Raw genomic sequence first — 23,558 nt, 5'->3', positions numbered from 1 at the left:
AGGACCGCCGGTAGACCGCGCCGATTTGCCGCTGGCTAACTGGGATTTTCCCTAAGGTTCTGCGCTCAGCGGAACGCCTGCAGGATGCCGTCCAATCCGGCGACGATCGCGCGGGGGCCGTCACTCGCCGGAGCTCCCGAAAAGCCATGAAGATAACGATCTTTCCGCGGCTCCGTCCGGAAGCGCCAAAGGATCCGTCCCGTCCGTTTGTCGAGCGCCGTTAGAGACCCCTCCGGGGCGGGATTCGGGGAATAGTCGGAGGTGCCGGCGGAACTCGCGTAAATCGTCTCGCCCACGATGAGCGGCGCGGCCCAAGCCCAGCCGTTGACGTCGGTTGACCATCGCGTCGCACCCGTGCTCGCGTCGAGCGCACGCACGGTGCGGTTGTCGGACGATCCCACGTAGAGTATCCGATTTTCCACCACAGGCGGCGATTCAACCCAGGAAAACCATTGAAACCGGCGCCACACAGCTTGGCCGTCGTCGGCGCGCAATGCGTGGATGAAAGCGGAGCGCGAGCCGACGATGACGAGATCCTCGGCGAGCACGGGCGCGGAGTTGATCACACCGCCGGTGTCGAACTGCCAGGCGAGCGCGCCATCTGCGCGGTTCAGCGCATAAACGTGTCCATCGTGCGACGCGAACACCACGCGGCCCGGCAGCAGCAGCGCATCGGCGCGGATCTTGCCGCGCGTCGGAAAACGCCAGTGCGAGGCTCCGGTTTTCGCATCGATGGCGTGGCATGCCCCGTCGGCGGAGCCGATGTAGAGCACGCTATCGGCGAGCACGGGCGCGGGCGCGCGATAGTCGAAATCGGCGGAGTTTCCGGCGGGGAGCCCGCGCGGCACTTCGCGGCCGCCGAGGTCGGTTCGCCAGCGTTCCCGGCCATCTTTGATCTCGAGGGCGTGCAAGACGCCGTCGTCGCTCACGAGGTAAATGCCGTCGGGCCCGATCGCGGCGGCCCCGTAGATCGCGGCGCCGAGGTCAACCTTCCACACCGGAGCGCCGGTGTCGGCGCGGACGGCGTGAAGCACGCCGGCTTCGTCACCGGCGTAGGCGATGCCTTCGCGAACCACCGGTGTGGCCCAGAAAGGTTGTCCGCCGACGTAAGTCCATTCTGGCGCCGGGGCGGTCGGTGCCGGCGGCGGAGGCGGTGGAACGGGCAGGGTGTCGGCGCGCTGAAGCTCGAATGAAAGCTGGCTCGGTGCAAAGGTGCCGCTAAGCGTGTCGCCGGCAGCCGTTAGGTCGAAGCCTTGCGCGGTGTAGTGGCCGTCCTTGGACGCGAGCGGGGCGAGGGTTGCACCGACGATGTGGCCGGCGGGCAGGTTGAAACGTGCGATCAGCTCGTTCTTTTCGTTCCGGTTTATCTCGAGGCCGAAGTCGGCGGCATCCGCGCCGTGGCGCAGCACGCCCGTCCATTTTCCTTCGATCGGCTCGGGCGCGGCGGTCAGCAGCGACGCCAGAGCGGCGAAGCCGAAAACGCAGCGGCGGCGAAGGGAGAAGGGGCGCGACATGGCGGCGACAAACGGAAGCATTTGTCGCGCAACACCGCGGCGGACGCAATCCCTTCAAGGCCCGGCCTTTTTTCGGCCGCCGCGAGGCACAATTTTCGATGGTCGCGCTCTCCGGCATGGGTTTGTTTGGCGCCATGAACCTCTCTCGAATGCTTCGGATAGTTCTCTGGCGAATGGGCCTGGGTGCGTTGGTCGCGACCTGCGCCTGGACAGCAACGACCGCGGCGCCGGCGGCATTGCGCTTCGACGCGACACGGCTGGAGCGGCTCGATCGCGTGATCCAGGAGCACGTCGATGAGCGGAAGATTCCCGGGGGCGTGATGTTGATTTTGCGGGAAGGAAAAACCGCGCACCTGAAAACGTTTGGGCAACGCGATCTCGAGGCGGGCAAGCCGATGACGCAGGACACGATCTTCCGCATCGCATCGATGAGCAAGGCAGTGACGACGGTCGCGGTGATGATGCTCTACGAGGAGGGCCGTTTCCTGCTGAAGGATCCGGTCTCCAAATACATCCCGGCTTTTGCGAACTCCGTCGTCGAGATGCCGCCGCCCGCGGACGCGCCGGCGGGCACGAAGTATGTGACCGTCAAAGCCAACCGCCCGATCCAGATCCGCGATCTGCTGACGCACACCGCCGGTCTGACCTACGGCACTGCCAATCTCGCGGCGGAGGAATACAAGCAGGCGAAGCTGCAGGGCTGGTATTTCGCCGATCGCGACGAGACCATCGGCGAAGCGATCAACCGGCTCGCGACGTTGCCGCTCGCCGCGCAGCCAGGCGAGTCATGGCAATATGGATACTCGACTGACGTCCTCGGTTACCTGGTGGAGGTCGTGTCCGGCCAGCCGCTGGACAAGTTTGTCGAGGAGCGCATCTGCCGCCCGCTCGGGATGAAGGACACGAGCTTCTTCCTGCCGCCGGAAAAGCTGGATCGTTTTGCCAATGTTTACGGACTTGAGGGCGGAAAGCTCGTGCTCAACGAAGCGGCGGCGACGAGCGATTACGTGCAGGGCCCGCGGAAATGTTTCTCCGGCGGCGCGGGACTGCTTTCGACCGCGGTGGATTACGGCCGCTTTCTGCAGATGCTGCTGAACGGCGGCGAACTCGACGGCGTGCGTTTGCTGAGCCCGAAGACCGTGGAGCTGATGCACGCGAATCACACGGGCGACAAATATCGCCGCGACACCGCCGGTTTCGGTCTCGGTTTTTGGGTCAACACGGATCCCGGTTTTTACGGGGAGCTCGGCAGCGAGGGCGCGTATGGCTGGGGCAGCGCGTATTATCCGCAGTATCTCGTCGACCCGAAGGAGAAGATGGTGGCGCTGTTCATGACGCAGCTGCGCCCCGCGGGAAATCTCAACCTGAACCAGTTGTTCAAGGTCCTGACATATCAGGCCCTGGTGGAGTGAGCGGGGCGGATTTCACGGTCCGCGCGAGCGTTTGAAACAAAAAGCGGCGGCCGCTCGGGCCGCCGCTTTGCTTTTCGGCGTAAATGAGGCGCCGCTAGAACTTATACGTAGCCAAACCGCCGATACCGAAATTCGGACTCGCGTCATTGAAGCCGGCGATCCCGTAGGCGAGAAGATTCCAGCGGTCGTTGGGGTTCTTGGCGACAAAGCCGATGAGGTTGCTGCCCGGGGATGCCCCATCGACGATCCGGCTCTGCCAGTCGTAAGCCGCGCCGAACACGAGTCCGCTCGGCAGCGCATAGGCGGCCCCGGCGGTGACGAAGACGCCGTCCTTGAGCGGGGATTCCTCGCTGTTGCCCATGAAGCGATAGCCGAGCGTGGTAAACGCCGTGACGCTGCCGAAGGTTTGGCTGAAATCCGCCTGCAGGTAAGTGTCGGTTTTACCGGTGCCGAGGCCGCGGTCTTCGTTGGCGGTGGGCAATTTCACGCGGGCGGTGAAGTCGACGTTCAATTCGCCCGGTGTCCGTTTCGCGTGATAAGTGACGCCGACGGAGGTGTCGCCCAATCCGGATTCGGTGGCCGAGGTCGGACGCGCCGGACCCGGCGCGGGCGTGGTGCCCGTGGCAACATTCGCGGGACCCTTGATGGTCAGATACGAAAAGCCCGCCTTCAGCGTCCACCGGTCGAGATCGTAAGTGAGGTTGAGCGGAATCGACCACAGTTCCGTGTCCTGCGTAAATCCATAGTCGCCGGTGCTGTAGTTGAAGCCTGAGCCGACCTTGAACGTGCCGGCGGGCTGCTCGGCGACGGCGACGTCCTGGGCGGAGGCGAGGCTGAAGGAAGTGGCGAAACAAAGGGCGGCAAGCAGGGTGGAGGACGGGTGTAATCTCATGAGCAGGGGCGGCGGATGTTGGGTCGCAAACCGTTCGACGTCCGGGGACGTCGTCGGGCCGGCGCCAGCGACAGCGAAATCGCCTACGGGTTCACCGGCGGCTCGGAATCGTCCGGCACGGCGGCGGATTCAACGGTGGCCACGGCTTGGGCGTAAGCGGCGTAGCTCAGGGCGAGTTGCGTGCGGGCGTCCTCGGTCACTTTTTCTCCGGACGCACGCACATCCCGCACGCGGGAAAGCAGGTCCTCTTCGCGCACGCGCAACTGATCGTAAGCGGCGGCGAAGCGGGCACGCGCGTCGTCCTTCAGTTCGCGGCCGGCGCGGCGCGCGGCCTCGAGACTGTAGGTGGTCGTCTTGATGTCGGCTTCAATCTGCACCAGCACGGCGGAAAGTTCTTCGATGGTCGCGGCGCGGATTTGCCGGGAGGTTTTTTCGCAATCGAGAGAGTCGGCTACGCGGCTGACCGGCGCGGGCGCGGCGGCGGTTTGCAGACGCGGTGCAGGAGTTTGGCCGTAACCGGAGAACGCAAAGGCGATGGCAACAACAAGCCAGCGGGAATGGGGGAAAAAGCGCATGGTGAGCCCTGGGGCTCCCCCTTTGAAACCCGGGCGCGGGCAGAGTTCGCCAACGCGGTAAATCGCCCGATCGACTGCTTGGGGAGATATTCTACCGTAGTGGCAGGGCCAACACCACGCCATCGACGCCGGCGGCCACGAGACGATCGCCGGCGAGCGCGAGCGAATTGGTGTAGCCCGAGAACTCGGCCCCGTCTGCCACCGGTGCAACGAAGCGCCATTTCCATTCCCCCGTCGCGCGATCGAGCGCTACGATCCCGCCGCGGTGCTGGATCACCGTGCCGGCGAGGTGCTGGCCCGCGGTCGCGGCGAATACCGTGTCGGCGGTCACGATCGGCGTGCCCCAGGAAAGTCCAAGCACATCCGCGGCCCAGCGCGCGGCGCCGGTCTGCGCATCCAACGCACTGATACGCCGGAAATCGGAGCCGCCGATGTAGAGCGTCCCGTCCGCGAGCCGGGGCGTCGATTCGACCCAGGAAAACCAGAACGAGCGGCGCCACGCCGTTTCGCCGCGCGGCGTGAGCGCGTAGAGCATGTAGTCGCGACAACCGAGGACCACGCGATCGCCGGCGACCACCGGCGCCGACACGAGCGTGCCGCCGAGCTTCACGCGGGAACTTTCGCGACGCGTGCGCCGGTTCAGCGTGACGACGCTGCCGTCGAAGCACGCGACGACGAGATCGTTGCCCCGCACGGCGACGGGCGCATAGACGCGGGCTTTGAGATCGTGGCGCCAGAGGATGCGCGCGCGATCGGCGCGCACCGCATACAAGCCGCCGTCCGTAGAGCCGACGTAAAGGATGCCGCGGTCGTCGAGCACCGGCTTGGTGGCGCGGTGATTGAAGGTTTCGTTCGAAGGCGGGGCCGCTCCGGCGAGCGTCGCGTCATGCAACGGCACGCGCCAGCGCAACGTGCCCCGCGCGCGATCGACACAGACGAGATCGCACCGCTCGTCGACCAGGTAAACGGCGTCGGCGGTGACCAGCGGTTCGCCGTAGAGCGGATGCGGACCGGTCCACGACCAGAGCTCGGCGCCATCGCTGGTCTGCAGCGCGTGGAGCGTGCCGTCGATTGCGGCGACGAAAACCGTGTCGCCGGCCACCGCTGGCGTGGCCCACACCGGTGAGCCGAGGGAGCGCGACCAGAGCGGCGCCGGCGCGGACGGTGGCGCCGGCGGCGGTGGCGGCGGTGTGAAGGTCCCGCCGCGATGCAGTTCGACCGGCAGCGCGGCCGGTCCAAACGTGCCGCTCAGCCGGTCGCCTTTTAGCGATACGCTGAGACCCAGCGGCGCGAGCGTGAACGTCTCGTCGCGAATTTCCGCCGGGCCGAAGTTCACGCTGTGCAGAAACATTTCCGGGAAATCGACGCTGACGAGCAGACCGTCCGGCGCGGGGACAAACGCGAGCCCGAGCGCGGTCTCGGATTGCGGACCGGAGATCCGGCCGGTCCACGTGCCTTCGAAACTTCCCGCCGCGCGAAGCAGCAGCGGAGCGGCAACGAGCCAGAGCAGCAGGCGGACGAAACGAAGGCGGCGCATGCGATTCGTTTTCGCGAACGACGCGAGGGAGGCAAACGCTTTGAGGTCCGGCGCCGAAACCTCAGCGCAAGCGCGGCGGCGTGGACGGTGCGGCGAACACCACGACCGCGATGCCGGCGACCACGATCGCGCTGGCTCCATAAAACAACGCCGACGGGCTTTCACCGAACAGCAGGAACGCGATGACGCCGGCGAAGATGAACTGCCCGACATTGCAGAGGCTCACGATCTGGCCGCGCAGATAGCGCAACGAGAGATTCAGCAGCGAGTGCCCGAAAATCGTCGGCACGACCGCGAGCGCGAGGATGAAGAACCATTCGCGTAGCGACCCGGGTAGAAACGCGTCGAGCCACGGCAGCGCGACGAGGAGACAGATGATGCCCGCCTGCAAATAGACCGGCACGACGTAGAGCCAGATGGAAGGGAAATCCCGATTGCGCCGGCCGAGCGCGAGATACCAGGCAAACAGCAGCATCGAACCGAAGCACACGAGATTGCCCCAGGTGTCGCCCGTGTGCGCAAACGCGTCATGTGCGGTAAGCACCGCCACGCCAGCGAGCGCGATGACAGTCCCGAGAATTTCGCTGCGGTTGATGCGCTCGCCGACGACCGCGTGCAGAAAAAACGGGATGACCGCGGGCACGAGGTTGACGATCAGCGAAGCCTGAGCGGCGAAGGTCAGGCGCGCGCCGTAGGTCCACGAGATGAAGTGACCGGCAAGGACGATCGCCGGCAGCGTGGTGCGTCTTAGGTGACTGCGGGTGAACGCCTCGCGATGGCGTCGCGTTTCCCGAAAATACACGGGCGCGAGCAGGGCGACGGCGACCAGCAAGCGCAGCGCCGCCAGCACCACCGGATGCGTGGGCGTGGCCTTGATGAAAATTACCGAGATCGAGCAAGCGAATACCCCGGTGAGCAGCGCGGCGTAGCGTAGCGGCATGAAGCGCTCACGCTGCGCGCGGCGCGTCCGCTGTCGAGCGTCGGGGCTTTCCCGATCCGCGGAACATTTGCCGCGGCGCCGCGACCATGGCGGCTTACCTCGTTTTCCAGCGATGAGGGTGCCCCGCCATGAAAGCGCCCATTCGCTCCATTCTTCTTTTCGGTGTCGTCGCGAGTTTCCTTTTGGCTCCGTTGTCGGCGCAGATCGATTACCACTCCAGCCCGCGAGCGCGACTGATCGCGACGATCAGCAGCAATAACTTCATCGTGAGCGGCGAAGTCGTTCGCCGGACCGAAACGGACTTCACCGTGCTGGACCGCTGGTCGCAGTTGATCACGATTCAGGTGAGTCCGGACACGGAGCTGAAAAAGGCCGGCGCGCTGATCCGCCTTTCCGAAATGGTGATCGGGGAAAAGATCACGGCGACCGTGATGCGCGGCGGCGACGGGCGCTTGCAAGCAGTGACGGTGACGGTCCGGATGGGAACAGAGCGCACCTGAGCGCAACGCCGCTCGCCGCGTAATCGGTCAGGCGGTTTCGGGGCGGAGCGTGTCGCGACGCAATCGCCCGGCGAGCGCGATCGGGTATTTCACGCCGACGTGATAAACGCTGAGCAGCACGAGCATACCGATCACGGCGTAAACCAAACCTTCGGCGGTCGTCGGCACGGCGGGTTTGAATATGCTCCACGTGGCGCTGGCGATGTCGCTGTCGACGTGACGGACGAAGACAAACGGCCGCGTCCAGACCGACGCATCGTGAATCGCGTTTTGCGCGCTCTCGAGCGTGTCGACGCGGGTGACGGCGTCCTGCATCACGATGCTGAGCTTCGCGACGGCGGAGTCGGTGTTCGCTGCGGTCTGCGCGATGAGCCGGTCGAGCGTGAGACCGGATTGTTCGGCGACGTGACGAAACTGCGCGAGTTGGCGACGGGCTTCGTCGAGATGTCCGCCGAGTCGCTGCAGGTATTGCTGCATGAACTCGGGGATTTGCGAAAACGCGACCGTCCCCGCGACGCAGAGCACGCGGTCGAGCAAGCTGTCCCCAAACCCGAGTAACGCCCGGCGCAATCTCATGCGGCGATCGTGCGTCGCGCGCTCGGGCGTGGCAAGCGGCAGGATGCGCGCCAGCAACCTGCCGCGATGCAACGAACGCGCGGCGGCGCGGTTATTTCTTTTCCGGCGCGGCCGGATTCAAACCCCGGCGCTCGAGGAGCGGTTCGACGTAAGGTGCGCGACCGGTGAAATTGCGGAAGAGCTGCAACGCCTCGTCGGAGCCGCCGCGCGAGAGCAGCAGATCGCGGAAGCGATCGCCGTTGGCGCGCGTGAGGCCGCCGTTTTGCTCGAACCACTTGACCGTGTCCGCATCGAGCACCTCGCTCCAGATATAGGAGTAGTAACCGGCGGAGTAGTCGGCGCCGGCGAAGATGTGCGAGAAATACGTGCTGCGGTAGCGCGGCGGCACCGGCGCGAAATCCACGCCGGCGCGGCGCAGGGCCTCGGCTTCGAACGCGAGCGCGCGCTCGGCGTCGGGCACTTCAGCGGGCTTCAATTGATGCCAGGCTTGGTCGAGCAATGACGCGGCGAGATACTCGGTCGTCTGGTAACCCTGGTTGAATTTCTCGGCCTCGATGACCTTGTCGAGCAACTCGGTCGGGAGCGGCGCGCCGGTTTGATAGTGCTTGGCGTAGTTCCTCAGCACCTCGGGCCAGGTCGCCCACATTTCGTTCACCTGCGACGGAAACTCGACGAAGTCGCGCGGGACGTTGGTGCCGCTGAAGCGCGGGTAGTGGACGTTTGAGAACAGGCCGTGGAGCGCGTGACCGAATTCGTGAAACGCGGTCGTGACCTCGTCCCACGTCAGCAACGTCGGCTCGCCCGCGGGCGGTTTCGGAATGTTGAGATGATTCGCGACAACGGGCTTGCGGCCGAAGAGGCCGGACTGGGAAACGTATTCGTTCATCCACGCGCCGCCGCGTTTCGACGGGCGCGCGTAAGGATCGAAGAGGAACAGCGCGAGCGGCGCGCCGTCACGGTCGAACACCTCGAAAACGCGCACGTCCTCCTGATACACGGGCAGATCGCGGCGTTCCTTGAAGGTGATGCCGTAAAGCCGCGTGGCGGCGAAGAACACGCCGTCGAGCAGCACGTGGTTGATTTCCAAATACGGCTTCAGCTGCGATTCGTCGAAGGCGTAGCGCGCCTGCCGGACCTTTTCCGAGTAAAAGGCCCAGTCCCAGGAGGCGATCGGGAAGCCGCCGTTTTCGCGGTCGACGATCTCCTGCATGTCGGCCGCTTCGCGGCGGGCGTTGGCCACGGCGGGTTTGGCGAGATCGGCGAGGAGTTTATTGACCGTGGCGACGTCGCCGGCGGTTTGCTCGGAGAGCTGGTAGGCAGCGTGGTTGGCGAAACCGAGCAGCGCGGCACGCTCGGCGCGGAGGGTGGCGAGGCGGGTGATGACGGCGCGGTTGTCGAATTCGCCGCCGTGGCTGCCGCGGGCGAGCGAGGCCTGCATGATGCGTTCGCGGAGCGCGCGATTTTTCAGCGACGTGAGCGCGGGCTGCCCGGTGGTGTTGAGCAGGCGGATGACGTATTTGCCGGGCTGGCCGTCCTCCTTGGCGGCGTCGGCCGCGGCGGCGATTTCGTTGTCGGACAGGCCGTCGAGTTCGGTGCGGTCGGCCACGACGATGGAGGAGGCGTTCTTTTCCTTCAGGACGTTCTGTGTGAACTTCGTCTCGAGCATCGCGGCTTCGGCGTTGAGGGCCTTGAGCCGGGTTTTGTCGGCATCGGAGAGTTTCGCGCCGGCGCGGACGAAGTCCTTGTAGTAACGTTCGAGCACGCGTTTCGATTCGGGATCGAGGTCGAGCGCGTCGCGCTGGTCGTAGAGCGCCTGGATGCGCGCGAAGAGTTTTCCGTCGAGCAGGATCGCGTCGTTGTGCGCGGCGAGTTTGGGCGCCATGTCGGCTTCGACCTGCTGGATCGTGTCGTTGGTGTGCGCCGATGCCAGGGCGAAGAACACGTTGTTCACGCGCAGCAGCAACTGACCCGAGCGCTCGAGCGGCACGATGGTGTTGGCGAAAGTGGGGCGCTCGGGATTGTTCGCGATCTTCGCGACTTCCTCGAGGTGATCGGCCATGCCGCGCGCGAAGGCGGGCGCGTAGTGCTCGTTCTTGATCTGGTCGAACGGCGGGTAGTGGTAGGGCAGCGTGCTTTCCTGCACGAAGGGATTGGCGGCGTCCTCCGATGGAGCGGCGGAGGCGGTTTGGGCCGCGAGAAGCGGAAGGAGAAGCGGCATGAGCGGAAGGAGAAGCGACGACCGCGAAGGCGTTGACGGGTTGGGCATGCCGCGAGTGTGCGAGCGCGCGACGAGGAGGCAAGAGGCGGAGGGGAATCCGCGTTTCCGCCCATCCGTTGCCACGGCCGTTCATCAAAAAGGGATGTAACTTTGCGCGTGGCGGCGTGTTGTCGGAGCATGCCAGCGCCGGGCCTTTCTCCTCGATCGACGGGTTTCGCCGCGGCGGTTTCCGTCGCGGGCCGCCGTGGTTGTGCCGCACAACGCTTTTGGGTGAACGAGCCAATCGCTTGCTAAAGTGGTGCGGAATCCCAAGCCTCCTCTCTCCTCCCATTATGACTTCGGCTCCTGTGAACTACTCCGGCTCTGCTCCCGCCGCGACGGCCCCGGCCAAGAAGAAGAAATCGAAACTGAAATGGTTCATCCTCGCCGGCGTGGTTTTGATCATCGCCCTCGCCGTGGGAGCCAAAATGAAGGCGCAGCGCAGCCAGCAGGGCATCGCCGTGACCACGGACAAGGCGGTCGTCCGAACGATCACGCAGCTGGTCAACGCCACCGGGAAAATCCAGCCCGAGCTGGAGATCAAGATTTCGCCGGAAGTCTCGGGCGAGATCATCGACCTCCCGCTGCGTGAAGGCGCCGAGGTGAAAAAGGGCGACCTGCTCGTCAGCATCAAACCTGACAATTACCGCTATCAGGTCGAGCAACAGGAGGCCAATCTCACGGCCGCGAAGGCGTCCGCAGTCCTGAGCAAGGCGCAACTCGCGAAGGCCGACGAGGACTTCAAGCGCAGCCAGGGATTGGCCGAACGCGCGCTGATTTCGGATTCGGATTTCACCGCCGCCCGGACCGCCCTCGAAGTCGCGCAGGCCAATTACGACAACGCGCTCGCGCAGATCCGCCGGACCGAGGGGCTGCTCAACCAGTCGATCGAGCTGCTGTCGAAAACCACCATCTACGCGCCGGCGGACGGCACGATCAGCTCGTTGACGAGCGAGATCGGCGAACGCGTCGTCGCCACCGGCAGCTTCGCCGGCACGGAGATCATGCGCATCGCGGACCTGAACAACATGGAAGTGCGCGTGAACGTGAACGAGAACGACGTCGTCAACGTGAAGGTCGGCGACCGCGCGCGCGTGTCCGTCGATGCGTATCCAGGCCGCAAATTCACAGGCACCGTGAAGGAAATCGCCGCCGCGGCGAAAACCCAGGGCCTCAACACGCAGGAGGAAGTGACGAATTTCCAGGTGAAAATCCGCATCGCGGAAAAGGAGGTCAGCGTGCGCCCCGGCATGAGCGCGAACGTCGACATCGAGACGCAAACCGTGGAAAATGTCGTCGCCGTGCCGATCCAAGCCGTCACCGTCCGCAGCCGCGAAGGCAACAAGACCCTCGACGAAATGGGCGCCGACCGGGAGAAGAAGGCCCGCGAGACGCAGGGCGAAGGCGCCGCCGCCGCCGTGAACGAAAAGCAGCAGCGCGAGCGCGAACGCGCCGATCGCGACGCATTGCAGCGCGTGGTGTTTCTCCGCACGGGCGACACCGTGAAGTTGACGCCCGTCGAGACCGGCATCGGCGACACCACTTATATGGAGATCAAGTCGGGCGTGAAAGAAGGCGACGAAGTCGTCAGCGGGCCGTTCAGCGCGATCACCCGCACGCTCAAGGACGACGCCAAGATCCGCGTCGACCAGCCGAAGGCCAAGGAGGCGAAGAAATCCTGAGTGGCGGCGACGTTTGGCCGGCGGCGCGACGCGCCGTCGGAGACGTCGGCCCCCTGTTCGACATGACTCCTTCACCCGCACCCGCTCACGAGAACCGGCTCCTGCGGAGCCCCGGCGCGCTCGTCATCGAGATCGAAGGCGTGACGAAGCTTTACCGGATGGGCTCCGAGACGATCCACGCGTTGCGCGGCGTCTCGCTCCACATCCGGCGCAACGAATACCTCGCGATCATGGGCCCGTCGGGCTCCGGCAAATCGACGCTGATGAACATGCTCGGATGTCTCGATACGCCCACGGCCGGCCGCTACGATTTCAACGGCAAGAACGTCGCGCACATGGACGACGACGAACTGGCCGACATCCGGAATCGCGAGATCGGTTTTGTTTTCCAAACCTTCAATCTGCTCCCGCGGTCGAATGCGTTGCACAACGTCGAGCTGCCGCTGATCTACGCCGGCCTGCGCAAGCACGAGCGGATCGAGCGGGCGCAGCGCGCGCTGGAAAACGTCGGTCTCGCCGAGCGCATGCACCACCGGCCCAACGAACTCTCCGGCGGTCAACGTCAACGCGTGGCGATCGCCCGCGCGCTGGTGACGCGGCCGTCGATCATCCTCGCGGACGAGCCGACCGGAAATCTCGATTCGAAGACGGGCGTCGAAATCATGGCGCTCTTCGAGCAGCTCTACGAACAGGGCAACACGATCATCGTGGTCACGCACGAAGAGGACATCGCGCGGCACGCGCGCCGGATCGTGCGGCTGCGCGACGGATTGATCGAGTCCGACGGACCCGCGCACTGACCGGAACACGTTCGTTCGCCATGCGCCGGTTTTTCTACGAGCTCAACGAGTCGCTGCGGATCGCGTTCGCGCAGATCCGTGCGAACAAGATGCGTTCGGCGCTGACGGCGCTCGGCGTCGTGATCGGCATCGTGGCGGTGACCTTGATGGGCACCGCGATCAACGGCATCGACGCCGGCGTGGAGAAGAGTTTTTCCGGGTTCGGCGACGATGTGCTTTACGTGACCAAGTGGCCGTGGCGCGAGACGGAGGATTGGTGGAACTATCGCAATCGCGCGCCGATTCGCCACACCTACGCCAAACAGGTCAACGACTGGATCGCCGACAATCCCGGCAGCGCGTTGAAGCTCGCCGTGCCGACGGCGAACCGGATGACCAACATCGTTCGCGGCGAGTATCGGGTGAACAACATCTGGACGATGGGCACGTCGGCGGACTACGCGCGGATCACGCGGTCGGAGATGGCGGAAGGCCGTTTCTTCAGCGAATTCGAGGCGCAGGCCGGCGCGAACGTGGTGATTGTCGGTTTCGACGTCGCGGACGCGTTGTTCCCCGGCGAGTCGGCGGTGGGAAAAATCATCCGGATCCGCGATCAGAATTTCCGCGTGCTCGGCGTCGCGGCCCGACAGGGCAGTTTTCTCGGGCTTTTCAGCTGGGACTCGATGGTCGGTATGCCGATCACGACGTATCGTCGTTATTATCGCGTGAGCGACGACGGTGAGATTCGCGTGCAGGTCGACACGACCCGGATGGAAACGGCGCGCGACGAACTGCGCGGGTTGATGCGGCGCATCCGTCAGCTCGGCCCGGAGCAGCGCGACGATTTCGAAATCAACGAGCAGGGCACGATTCGCGCGCAGCTCGATCCGATCAAGAATGGCATCGCGCTCGCGGGCTTGTTCATCACTGGACTCGCGCTGTTCGTCGGCGCGATCGGCATCATGAACATCACCTACGTGAGCGTGAAGGAGCGCACGAAGGAGATCGGCACGCGCAAGGCGCTCGGCGCGCGAGCGAGCACGATTCGGCTGCAATTTCTCATCGAGGCCGTCGCGATCTGTTTCGTCGGCGGCATCGTCGGCTTGGGTGTCGCAGGCGGTCTGTCGATGGTCGTGGGCGCGGTGGCGCCGTCGTTCCCGCTCGTGTTTTCGGTCGGACTCGTGCTCGTCGGCCTGATCATCTCGGTGTTGACGGGGATCTTCAGCGGCCTCGCGCCGGCGTGGGCGGCGAGCAAATTGGATCCGGTGGTGGCCCTGCGTTACGAATGAACCTCGCGGAAACCCTGCGTCTGGCGTTTTCCTCGCTCGCGGCCAACAAGCTGCGCTCCGGCCTGACCATGCTCGGCATCGCGGTCGGCGTGTTTTCGGTGATCGGCGTCATGACCGTGATCACCGGCCTCCGCACGAACATCGAGACGGGCTTGAATGTGCTCGGCGCGAACAGCTTTCAGTTCTCGAAATTTCCCGCGATCAACTTCAGCGATCCGCGGCAGCGCTTCGCAAACCGGCGCGACATCACCTACGACGAGGCGGCGCGGTTCAAGGAGATGTTTCGCGAGACCGCGGATGTGAGCCTGACGCTGTGGCGTGGCGGGCGGCGCGTGACCTACGGCGACCAGCGCACGAATCCGAACGTCGGCTTCGTGGGCACTGATGAGAATTTCATCACCGCGCGTAATTTCGAAATCGGCCTCGGGCGCAATCTCGGACCGGAAGACGTGGAGTTCGGTCGGGCGGTGGCGGTGCTGGGGACGGACATCGTCAAAAAACTTTTCGTCAACGAAAGCCCGCTCGGCCGGCGTGTGCGCATCGACGGCCAGACGTATACCGTCGTCGGGGTGCTGGCGTCGAAGGGCTCGGCGTTTGGCCAGAGCCAGGACAACTTCGCGATGATTCCGATCACGCAGTATCTTGAAACCTACGGGCGCTCGCATCGCTCCGTCGGCATCAATGTGCAGGCGCACAATCAGGCGGAACTGCCGGCGACCCAGGATGCGGCGATCGGCTTGATGCGATTGGTGCGGCAGCTGGATCCAGAGGATCCGAACGACTTCGAGGTGTTTTCCAACGAGTCGCTGATCGAGTCGTTCAACAAGGTGGCGAGCGTCGTGGCGATCGGCGCCTTCGTGATCAGCGCGATCGCGCTGCTCGCGTCGGGCGTCGGCGTGATGAACATCATGCTCGTGAGCGTCACCGAGCGCACGAAGGAGATCGGCATCCGGAAAAGCATCGGCGCGAAGCAATACAACATCCTAGCGCAGTTCCTGATTGAGGCGGTGATGCTCTCGCTGGTCGGCGGCGTGATCGGCATCGCGGTCGGCATCATCGGCGGCAACGTCGCCGCGACGGTGTTGAACGCGGCGATGGTTTTTCCGTGGGGCTGGGCGATCACCGGACTGACGGTGTGTTCGGCGATCGGCGTCGGCTTCGGGTTTTATCCCGCGTGGAAAGCGGCGCGTCTCGATCCGATCGAGGCGCTGCGCTACGAGTGAGACGATTTTCGCATCTCGCTTTTCGAGATTCGACGTCTCCCGGGCCGCACCTTCCGCGACGCGATCAGGTTCGCCGTCAACCGCGGCGGATTTCCGAACCTTGGAAACGAATCTGGATGCGGAAGACTTTTTTGACGCGGCAGGTGATCTGGCCGGTTTGAAGATCGAACTTTTCGGGAATCTCGATGCGGTGCAGATCCACGACCGCGTGATAGCCGCGTTCGGAAAAGATATCGATCAGCATCGCCAGCGCCGTCGGGTCATCGAGCAGCATGTCCTCGGTATTGATGAGCGCGACCCCGGAGATCGAGTGCCGCAGGACGATCGGCATGATCTTTTTGACGACGAAACTGACCACCTGCGCGAAAAGTTCCGGCTGGCCGAATTCGTAGCTGTCGAGGCGCTTCACCAGTTCCTGACGCGAGTGGATGATGATCTCGCTGGCGACCGGAACGCCGCGCAGCCGGTCCACCGTGCGGGGATCGAGCTCGAGCGTGCTTTGATATTCAAGCTCCCGCAGGATGTTCTGCTCGACCTCGGCGACGGGGCCCTGGGCGTTGATGAAGTGGTAGTGAAAGATCTCCTTGAGCGACTGCAGTGCGTCCCACGTTTGCTCCTTGAAGACGCGATAACGGCGTTGGGCGAGGCCCTCGTCGTGGTCGGTGGCGCGATCCTCCCACCGTTCGCCGACGCCGGTGCGTCGGACCTCTTCGTTGTGCGTCAGCGTTTCCTGACCGCGCTTGAGCTGACGGGCGATCGACTCCTTCTCGTCTACGAACAGCACCATGATGTGAATCGTGGGCTGGCGAAAATGGATGCTCAGCGGTGTGTTGAAGAACTCGCGCCGCAGCGCGTGCATCTTGTTGACGAGAAGCTTGAGGCACTCGACCTGCACGTTCGTGCGCGGAAACCCATCGAGGATCACGCCGTCGCGAAAGATGGGCTTCATCAACTCGCGCAGCAGCAGCGTGACCACCTCGCGATCGCCGACCATGTTGCCGGCGTCCTTGAGCCGCTTGGCGTCGGGCGAGTCGAGGAGCGCACTCATCACGATGGGCGGACAGGTGAGCCCGCGAGCCTTGGCGATGAACGCGGTGTTGGTGCCCTTGCCGGCGCCGGGTGCGCCGCCGAGCAGAATGATTTCCTTGGGGAAACGGAGGTTCTCGCGTCCGAATTCGTTCTCGAGGTTCTGCCAGACGGAGCCGAAGATCAGCTGGGCGTCTTTGATCTCCAGATCGGTGAGCTTGCCGGCGACAGGCGCCGGGGACGCTGCAGTGGAACGGGTGTCAGTGGGGGGTGTGGTCGGCATGGGTGCGTCTGGACGAAAAAGGCAGTGTGGGTGTTTCCGAGGAGGATTCGACAAAAGAAATGGCGTCGCGGCCGGTTCGGGGAAAAGCCCGGGACGGTCATCGGGCCGAATTCGGTTCTTTCGTCATCGGAACCGCAGGCGGTTGGCGTCGCGTCGGCCGCGGGGCAGGATTGAGATTCGTTTGTCGCGAAATCCTAGCGAGTTCCGCACGCGGGACGGGGAGTCGGCGGAGCGGTTCCTTGAAGTTCATTTTGGTTTGAACAAAAGTGCGGCTTCGCGCGGTCGCACGGAACCCGCCATCGGGCCTCCTGTCATCTTTGCGACACTGCCTGCGGGCCTTTGGCTCGTGGGACAGTGAGTTGAAGCTGGACCTGGCGGGGCCGCGCGAGCGGCCCCGCCTTGGTTTTTGGCGTTGGCGTTGGCCGCTCGGAGTTTCCAGATTTCCTTCATGCGTGTTCTTATCGTCGACGACGAAGCCGGGATTCGTCGAACCACTCGCATCGCGGTCGAAACCGCCGGGCACACCGGCATTGAAGCACCGAACGCCGCGCGGGCGCTGAAGGCCCTTGAGGAGGAGCCATGCGACGCGTGCTTCCTCGATTTGAAGCTGGGCAGCGAGGACGGTCTCGACGTGCTCGCACGCCTGCTCAAGGCGCAGCCGGCTCTCGCGGTTGTGATGTTCACCGCCTACGCCAACGTCGCGACGGCGGTCGAAGCGATGCGCCGGGGAGCGTTCGATTTCATTCCGAAGCCTTTCACGCCGGATCAAATCCGCGGCGTCCTGGGCAAGATCGAGAAAAACCGTGCGCTCGAATCGCGCGTCCGCTCGCTCGAAACGCAGCTCGCGGATGCGTCGCCGCCGATCGATCTCGAGTCCGGCGAGCCGTCGGTGCGACGCGCATTCGAAATTGCTTTCAAGGCCGCGGAGACGCCGGCGACGATCCTGATCCTGGGGCCCAGCGGCACGGGCAAGAGCGTGCTGGCGCGCGAGATTCACAAACGCAGCGCGCAACGCGACGCGGCGTTCGTCACCGTCAACTGTCCGAGCCTTTCGCGCGAGCTGCTCGAGAGCGAGTTGTTCGGCCACGTCAAGGGGTCGTTCACCGGCGCGATTGCGGACACGATGGGCAAGGTCGCAGCGGCCGATGGTGGCACGTTGTTTCTGGACGAGATCGGCGAACTGCCGCTCGAGATTCAGCCGAAACTGCTGCGGCTCCTGCAGGAGCGCGAATACGAACGGGTCGGAGAGGCGCGCGTGCGTCGCGCCAACGTGCGCCTCATCGCCGCCACGAATCGCAACCTGGCGGATGAGGTGAAGGCGGGGCGTTTTCGCGAGGACCTTTTTTACCGGCTGAACGTGATCAGCCTCGTGCTGCCGGGTTTGCACGATCGTCCGACCGACCTGCTGCGATTTGCGGAGAACTACCGGAGTTTTTTCGCGAGCCGCATGGGCAAGAAGATGCGCGGGTTCGCGCCGGCCGTGACGGCGGCGTTCACTGCCTACAAGTGGCCCGGCAATCTCCGCGAGCTGCGCAATGTCGTGGAGCGCGCCGTGATTCTTTCGCAAGGCGAGGTGATCGAGCTCGCCGACTTGCCGGAGGAGTTCAGCGGCGCGGCGCATCCGGGCGTCGCCGTTGGCGCGCGGATCTCGCTGGAGATGCTGGAGTCCGAACACATCCGCCGCGTCCTGGCGATTTCCCGCAATCTCGACGAGGCGGCGCGCACCCTCGGCATCGATCCCGCCACGCTCTATCGCAAACGTCAGAAACTCGGATTGGCGTGAAGCCGAACGGAAAATCACCGAAGGCGCCCATCGCGGATCACGTTTGCCGCGACTGACGTTCCCGCGGACCGCCCGCCATGCTGCGCACGCGATTATATCTGGGTTTGCTGCCCCTGCTGCTGCTCGTGATCGCCATGGGCTTGTATGCGATCCAGGTGTCGCGCGAACTGGTGGGATCGCTGCAACGCGACCTCGTGCGGAACTACCGCGACATTCTCGCGTGCGAACAGCTCCGCACCGCGGCGCGGTCGATGACGGCGGTGTTCACGCTGCGGCCGCGCGGCGACCCGCTCGAGATGCGCCGCGAGTTCGAGGAGCACCGGTCGGTGTTCACCCGCGAGCTGATGACGCAGTCGGCCGGCTCCGCCGGTTCGCCGCGAGCCGGGCTGGTGCAACGGCTCGATGACGCATTCGCGGAACTCGTTTCGCAGGGCGAGGTGTTATTGAGCGGGGCGGGATCGGGCTCGCTCGACGCGCTGCAACGAAACGAGACCGCGCTTTATCGCGTGCTGGCGGCGATCGAGGATTTGAATCGGCGCGACTTTGCGGCGGCGCAGGAGACGGCGCGCCGCGCGGACCACGTGGTGGAAACCACCGGACGAGTGCTTTACACGGCGATGATCGTGGCGTTTTTGTTGTCGCTGCTGGTGGCCTGGAGGCTGGCCGCCTCGCTGCTGAAACCGATCAAGGCGCTGACGTTGTCCGCGGTGGCGGTGGGCGAGGGCGATCTGGATCGCACAGTGCCGGTGCTGTCGCGGGACGAACTGGGCCGGCTCGCGCAGGCGTTCAACCAGATGGCGGCGAAGTTGCGGGCTTATCGCGAAGCGACGCAGGCGCGCGTGCTGCGGACCCAGCGCACGATGGAGGCGACGCTCACGTCGGCACCGGATCCGGTGTTCGTGCTGGCCGCCGACCGCACTCACGAGGTGCGGAATCCGGCGGCGGAGGAATTGATGCGGACGCCGGCGTTTGCGGACGGTCTGCCGGACGCGCTGGCGGCGCCGCTTGCGCGCGTGCTCGAGACCGGCGAGCACTACCTGCCGACGGATTATGCGCGCGTGCTCACGGTCCGGGTCGGACGCGAGGATCGTCATTATCTGCCGCGCATTCTCGCGATCGGCGATGCGTTGACCGAGTTTCACGGCGCCGCAGTGGTGTTGCAGGACGTCACGAAGTTCCGGCTGCTTGACGACGCGAAAACAAATCTGGTCGGCACCGTGAGTCACGAGCTGAAGACGCCGCTCACGAGTTTGCGCATGGCGGTGTATCTGCTGCTCGAGCAGCAGGTCGGAACGCTCTCGGCCCAGCAGCAGGAGCTTTTGGAAGGCGCGCGGGACGATGCGGATCGTCTGCTCCGCATTCTCGACAGCCTGCTCGACCTCGCGCGACTCGAGGCCGGCGCGACACTGCTGGAGCGAGGACCGGTGAAACTGGGGGCGTTGGTGGACGAGATGGCGGGCGAGGCGCGGAGCTTTTTTGGCGCTGCGGGGCAGACGTTGACGGTGCAGGTCGAGCCGGCATTGCGCGAACTCGTGCTGGAGGTGGACGCGAACCGGCTGCGGCACGTCTTCATGAACCTGTTGACCAATGCTTCCAAATACTCGCCGCCGGGCGGTGAGGTGTGGCTGCGCGCGGAGATGGCGGAAAGCGGATTTGTGCGAATCTCCGTGCGCGACAGCGGTCCGGGGATTCCGGCGGACGTTTTGCCGCACGTGTTCGACCGTTTTTTTCGCGCGCCCGGGCAGACGAAGAAAGGCGCGGGGCTCGGTCTCGCGATCGCGCGCGAAATCGTGGTGGCTCACGGCGGAACCATCAGCTGCAGCAGCGAGCCTGGCCGCGGGGCGGAGTTTCAGTTTTTACTGCCGAGAGCGGCGCCGGCGCCGGCGTGAGCGAATCGTGCAGGATGCGCAATCGCGGGCGGGAGAGTGGCAGCTTGCATGACTCTCGGGCGGGCAGGGCGGGTCGTCGGCGCGTGTAGCCGGTTATTTGAAAGCGCTTAGTAGAAGGACGCGTCCGCTGGCACGACGTATGATGGGAAAGTCGACATGAAAAGGCTGCTCGGGCTCGTATTCCTGATCGTGGGAGTCGTTCTACTCTACTATGGCTGGCAGTCTCATGTGGTCGCGGCGGTGCCGATGGATTTCACCGCTCTTTCGGTGCGCGAGCCCGCCAGCCGGCCGATCTGGCTGCTGGGATTGGGAACCGTGACCGCCGTTTGGGGACTCTATTCGCTCCTGCGGCGCAATGCCTTCTAGGCGCGGTTCACTCAAGTCTCGTCATCATGCAAAACAAACCCGAATCGATGGCAGAAAGTCCTGACGAAATCATGGCGCACATGCGCCGGTTGATGGCGGAAGCGGAGGCGCTGATCGCCGGCCCGGTCACGGATCACAGCGGGCGCCGCTTTCAGGAATTGCGCGAACGCTTTGCCGCGCTGCAGGAGCGCATGGGCGAGACCTACTCGCAGGCAAGGCGGAAGGTGGTCGCCGGCGCCCGGGCGACGGACGAAACGATCCGATCTTATCCATATGCGTCGCTCGCGGTGGCGCTCGGGGTGGGCGTTCTCGTCGGCGCGGCCCTCAGCCGCGGTCGGGAATGACCGGTCTCGCGGCGGCGCTCAGCGCTTCCGCTGAATGACCTGCGGCGCGGTTTCCATCTGGCCGCGCGTGACACCGAGCTGGTTGAGCAGCTTGAGCTCGCGCCAGAGTTCGGTGCCGCTGATCTCGCCCTGCAACAACTGGCGGTAACGGCCCAGCGTGCGTGCGACCTCGTCGGGCGATTCGTTCACGAACTCGACCCGGAAGCTGCGGGCGCTGAGCTGGGCGAGACGTTCGACATACTCCGCGCCGGTTTGCGCGCGGTTGTTGAAGACGGTGTTGCGGCACCCCGCGTCCGCGCGCAACGGCAATTCCGCGCCGACGCGATCGCGCAGCGCCACGCGGTGCTTGTCGCACGGCCGCCCGCAGTCGCGATAATCCTTTCCGGTGGAGAGAAACGCGCAGAACACGCAATGCTCCATGTGAAACATCGGCATGTGCTGGTGGATCGTGATGTCGAACCACGACGGCGGGGCAGACTGCAGCAGCGCCTCGAGCTGCGCGATGTTGAGATCGTAGCTGGCGGTCACGCGTTCGAGTCCGTGGCGTTCCAAAAAGTGCGCCGCGGTGAGCGGATTCGCGACGTTGAGCGAAAAGTCGCCGCGCTTGCGATCGGCCGCGAAGAACCGGAGGTGATCGTAGTTGCGGATCAAATACCCGTCGGCGTCGCAGGAGCGGACCTGTTGCAGGATCCACTCCTCGCCCGGCTTGAAGATGCGCGGCGCGGCCACCCAGATGGACGCGCGGGCCGCATCGTCCGCCGCCAGGGGCGCCCGCAGCTCACGGAAACGCGCGACCGTATCGCGGTAGTGTTTCGGATTCTCGAATTCGCAGTAGACCGTCCGCGCGCCCGCGGCCCACGCGGCGGGGAGCTGCTCCGGCAGGCGGATGACCGCGATCAGCTCGAGGCCGGCGGCGCCAGCCGTATCCGGAATCTGGATTTCCGGTCGGCCGGGGAGAAGCGGCGCCACTTGCTCGCGCGAACGCAGCGTCCAGCGGGTCGGTGCGGCCCGGAGCGTCTCCAGGGCGACGGTGAGCTCGCGACGCACGCGGTTGAGTTCGCTGACCGGCAGGATCACGTCGCCTTCGAGCTGCGAGACGAGCGTGCCGAGCCGGAACGGTGTGCCGCCGAGCCGGCCGAACTGTTCGCGCAGGCGTTCCGGCGTGAAGGGCTGTTTCTCCGCGCGGGCGAGCGGGATCGAGGAATCGGCCCGGGCAACGTGGCCCTCTTCATCGCGCGCGATTGCGGTCAGCGGCGCGCCGGCGTGGCCGTGCAGCTCGATCGCGATCGGACGTTGAAAGCGGATCTTCTCGCCTTCGAACGTCGCGCGGAGCTGACGGTCGAGCGCGGGATCGTTGGTTTTCCACATGCGCTGGCCAGGACGCACACGGCGCCAGTCGATGTCTCCCTGCCCGAAACGCAGCGTGGCTTCCGCGCCCGCGCCGGATTCCACCTGATAAACGCGTCCGCCTTCCTCGCGCTCCTCCGGCCGCCCGGCATCGAACACGACGCCGTCGCCCGGCTTGAGGGGCGCGGCGAGACGCAGCGTCACCGATTCGGTGCCGACGCGCGCGACCTCGCCGAGAAACACGCCGCGCTTGGTGCCGAAACGGGCGTGTGCGAGTTCCTGATTGTTGATGCCGCGGAACCAGCCGGTGTAGAGCCCGCGGGAGAAGGCCATCTGCAGCTCATACCGGCCGGCGGAATCCGGGGCTGAGCCTCGCGCTTCGCACAGCCCGTCGAGGGCCTGGCGGTAAACGCGCGTGATGCTCGCGACGTATTCCGGAGATTTCAGCCGTCCTTCGATTTTCAGCGAGGCGACGCCGGCGTTCACGAGTTGTGGCAGCACATCGATGCCGGCGAGATCCTGCGGGCTGAGCAGGTAGCGGCGATCGCCGAGAGGAACCTGGTGACCGTCGGCAATCAGATCGTAGGGCAGCCGGCAGGCCTGCGCGCATTCGCCGCGATTGGCGGAGCGCCCACCGAGCGATTCGCTCGTGAGGCACTGGCCGGAATACGCGACGCACAAGGCGCCGTGAACGAAGACTTCCAGAGGGAGTGGAGTTGAAGGGCGGGGGCGCTCGAGCCCGCCGTGGGCAGCGTCGGGATTGCGATCGACGGCGGGGGCGGGAGACTCCGCGCGACAGAGATCAAGCTGGGCGGCGCGGATTTTTTCGATTTCCGCGAGGGAGTTTTCGCGGGCGAGGACGACGAGTTGTGTGCCGAGATCGCGGGCGAATTCGACGCCGGCTGAACTCGTGATCGTCATCTGCGTGGAGCAGTGGATCGGAAAATCGGAGGAGAGCGCGCGGATGAGCCGGCAGATGCCGACATCCTGGACGATCGCGGCGTCGACGCCCGCGGCGATGATCGCGCGCAGGTAGTCTTCGGCGGCGTCGAGCTCGTTGGCGAAGACGAGCGTGTTAAAGGTCACGTAGCCGCGCACCCCGCGGCGGTGCAGAAATTCCATCAACGCCGGCAGGTCGGCTTGCGTGAAATTGTGCGCCCGCATGCGGGCGTTGAAACGTTCCAGGCCGAAATAGATCGCGTCGGCACCGTTTTCGACCGCGGCGCGCGCGCACTCCCAGTCGCCGGCGGGCGCAAGCAACTCCGGACGGCGCGGGCGCGACGGCAGCGCGAGCTCGGACGGCGCGGAGGAAAGGGCGGCAGTGGCGGGTGCGGACATGAACCG

The 23,558-nt window shown here is 65.1% G+C and carries 19 protein-coding genes; 10 read left to right on the top strand and 9 right to left on the bottom strand.

What is annotated here, in order from left to right:
- Positions 1-65: 65 nt before the first annotated feature.
- Positions 66-1,514, bottom strand: coding sequence for an outer membrane protein assembly factor BamB family protein (locus AC6RV7_RS04240; RefSeq protein WP_500092658.1), 1,449 nt, complete (start codon positions 1,512-1,514; stop codon positions 66-68).
- 149 nt (positions 1,515-1,663) lie between these two features.
- Here AC6RV7_RS04240 and AC6RV7_RS04235 point away from each other — a divergent pair, with 149 nt between their 5' ends.
- Complete coding sequence (locus AC6RV7_RS04235) at positions 1,664-2,926, top strand: serine hydrolase domain-containing protein (RefSeq protein WP_500092657.1); 1,263 nt, start codon at positions 1,664-1,666, stop codon at positions 2,924-2,926.
- Positions 2,927-3,020: 94 nt separating this feature from the next.
- On the opposite strand, the gene AC6RV7_RS04230 is transcribed toward AC6RV7_RS04235, so the two are convergent.
- The 4 genes from AC6RV7_RS04230 to AC6RV7_RS04215 all read right to left on the bottom strand — a co-directional run bounded on the left by AC6RV7_RS04230 (position 3,021) and on the right by AC6RV7_RS04215 (position 6,870).
- A complete protein-coding gene (locus AC6RV7_RS04230) occupies positions 3,021-3,818 on the bottom strand; it encodes a hypothetical protein (protein WP_500092656.1) in 798 nt (265 codons plus the stop codon).
- Between the two features lie 83 nt (positions 3,819-3,901).
- Positions 3,902-4,393 carry a hypothetical protein gene (locus AC6RV7_RS04225; RefSeq protein WP_500092655.1) on the bottom strand — a complete coding sequence of 164 codons (492 nt, stop codon included), beginning with the start codon at positions 4,391-4,393 and terminating at the stop codon, positions 3,902-3,904.
- A 91-nt stretch (positions 4,394-4,484) separates the two neighbouring features.
- Positions 4,485-5,930 carry an outer membrane protein assembly factor BamB family protein gene (locus AC6RV7_RS04220; protein WP_500092654.1) on the bottom strand — a complete coding sequence of 482 codons (1,446 nt, stop codon included), beginning with the start codon at positions 5,928-5,930 and terminating at the stop codon, positions 4,485-4,487.
- Positions 5,931-5,991: 61 nt separating this feature from the next.
- A complete protein-coding gene (locus AC6RV7_RS04215; RefSeq protein ID WP_500092653.1) occupies positions 5,992-6,870 on the bottom strand; it encodes a DMT family transporter in 879 nt (292 codons plus the stop codon).
- A 128-nt stretch (positions 6,871-6,998) separates the two neighbouring features.
- On the opposite strand from AC6RV7_RS04215, the gene AC6RV7_RS04210 reads away from it, so the two are divergent.
- Positions 6,999-7,370, top strand: coding sequence for a hypothetical protein (locus tag AC6RV7_RS04210; protein ID WP_500092652.1), 372 nt, complete (start codon positions 6,999-7,001; stop codon positions 7,368-7,370).
- Between the two features lie 27 nt (positions 7,371-7,397).
- Here AC6RV7_RS04210 and AC6RV7_RS04205 read toward each other — a convergent pair whose 3' ends face one another.
- Both AC6RV7_RS04205 and AC6RV7_RS04200 read right to left on the bottom strand, forming a co-directional pair.
- The gene (locus AC6RV7_RS04205) at positions 7,398-7,946 is read right to left on the bottom strand and encodes a DUF2937 family protein (protein WP_500092651.1); all 549 of its coding nucleotides are present in this window, start codon (positions 7,944-7,946) and stop codon (positions 7,398-7,400) included.
- A gap of 91 nt (positions 7,947-8,037) precedes the next feature.
- A complete protein-coding gene (locus AC6RV7_RS04200; RefSeq protein ID WP_500092650.1) occupies positions 8,038-10,164 on the bottom strand; it encodes a M3 family metallopeptidase in 2,127 nt (708 codons plus the stop codon).
- A gap of 332 nt (positions 10,165-10,496) precedes the next feature.
- On the opposite strand from AC6RV7_RS04200, the gene AC6RV7_RS04195 reads away from it, so the two are divergent.
- The 4 genes from AC6RV7_RS04195 (at position 10,497) to AC6RV7_RS04180 (ending at position 15,176) form a co-directional block, all read left to right on the top strand.
- Positions 10,497-11,885 (top strand): efflux RND transporter periplasmic adaptor subunit, encoded by a 1,389-nt coding sequence (locus AC6RV7_RS04195; RefSeq protein WP_500092649.1) that lies wholly within the window; start codon positions 10,497-10,499, stop codon positions 11,883-11,885.
- A gap of 62 nt (positions 11,886-11,947) precedes the next feature.
- Positions 11,948-12,685, top strand: a complete 738-nt coding sequence (locus AC6RV7_RS04190) for an ABC transporter ATP-binding protein (protein ID WP_500092648.1) — start codon at positions 11,948-11,950, stop codon at positions 12,683-12,685.
- 20 nt (positions 12,686-12,705) lie between these two features.
- Positions 12,706-13,953, top strand: a complete 1,248-nt coding sequence (locus tag AC6RV7_RS04185) for an ABC transporter permease (RefSeq protein ID WP_500092647.1) — start codon at positions 12,706-12,708, stop codon at positions 13,951-13,953.
- A complete protein-coding gene (locus AC6RV7_RS04180; RefSeq protein WP_500092646.1) occupies positions 13,950-15,176 on the top strand; it encodes an ABC transporter permease in 1,227 nt (408 codons plus the stop codon). The genes AC6RV7_RS04185 and AC6RV7_RS04180 overlap by 4 nt, the downstream gene beginning before the upstream one ends.
- Before the next feature lie 76 nt (positions 15,177-15,252).
- Here the strand turns inward: AC6RV7_RS04180 and AC6RV7_RS04175 are convergent, their stop codons facing one another.
- Positions 15,253-16,485, bottom strand: a complete 1,233-nt coding sequence (locus AC6RV7_RS04175) for a nucleoside monophosphate kinase (RefSeq protein ID WP_500092645.1) — start codon at positions 16,483-16,485, stop codon at positions 15,253-15,255.
- Between the two features lie 448 nt (positions 16,486-16,933).
- Between AC6RV7_RS04175 and AC6RV7_RS04170 the strand changes: the two genes are divergently transcribed.
- The 4 genes from AC6RV7_RS04170 (at position 16,934) to AC6RV7_RS04155 (ending at position 20,867) form a co-directional block, all read left to right on the top strand.
- Positions 16,934-18,268, top strand: coding sequence for a sigma-54-dependent transcriptional regulator (locus AC6RV7_RS04170; RefSeq protein ID WP_500092644.1), 1,335 nt, complete (start codon positions 16,934-16,936; stop codon positions 18,266-18,268).
- A 77-nt stretch (positions 18,269-18,345) separates the two neighbouring features.
- On the top strand, positions 18,346-20,157 hold the full coding sequence (locus tag AC6RV7_RS04165; RefSeq protein ID WP_500092643.1) for a sensor histidine kinase: 1,812 nt from the start codon (positions 18,346-18,348) through the stop codon (positions 20,155-20,157).
- A 156-nt stretch (positions 20,158-20,313) separates the two neighbouring features.
- Positions 20,314-20,523 (top strand): DUF3185 family protein, encoded by a 210-nt coding sequence (locus AC6RV7_RS04160; protein WP_500092642.1) that lies wholly within the window; start codon positions 20,314-20,316, stop codon positions 20,521-20,523.
- A gap of 26 nt (positions 20,524-20,549) precedes the next feature.
- Positions 20,550-20,867, top strand: coding sequence for an ElaB/YgaM/YqjD family protein (locus AC6RV7_RS04155; RefSeq protein WP_500092641.1), 318 nt, complete (start codon positions 20,550-20,552; stop codon positions 20,865-20,867).
- 18 nt (positions 20,868-20,885) lie between these two features.
- On the opposite strand, the gene AC6RV7_RS04150 is transcribed toward AC6RV7_RS04155, so the two are convergent.
- Complete coding sequence (locus AC6RV7_RS04150) at positions 20,886-23,552, bottom strand: U32 family peptidase (protein WP_500092640.1); 2,667 nt, start codon at positions 23,550-23,552, stop codon at positions 20,886-20,888.
- Positions 23,553-23,558 lie beyond the last annotated feature (6 nt).

The organism is Opitutus sp. sgz309028 (genome assembly GCF_059821195.1).
This window is presented reverse-complemented; position numbering and strand designations above follow the sequence as displayed.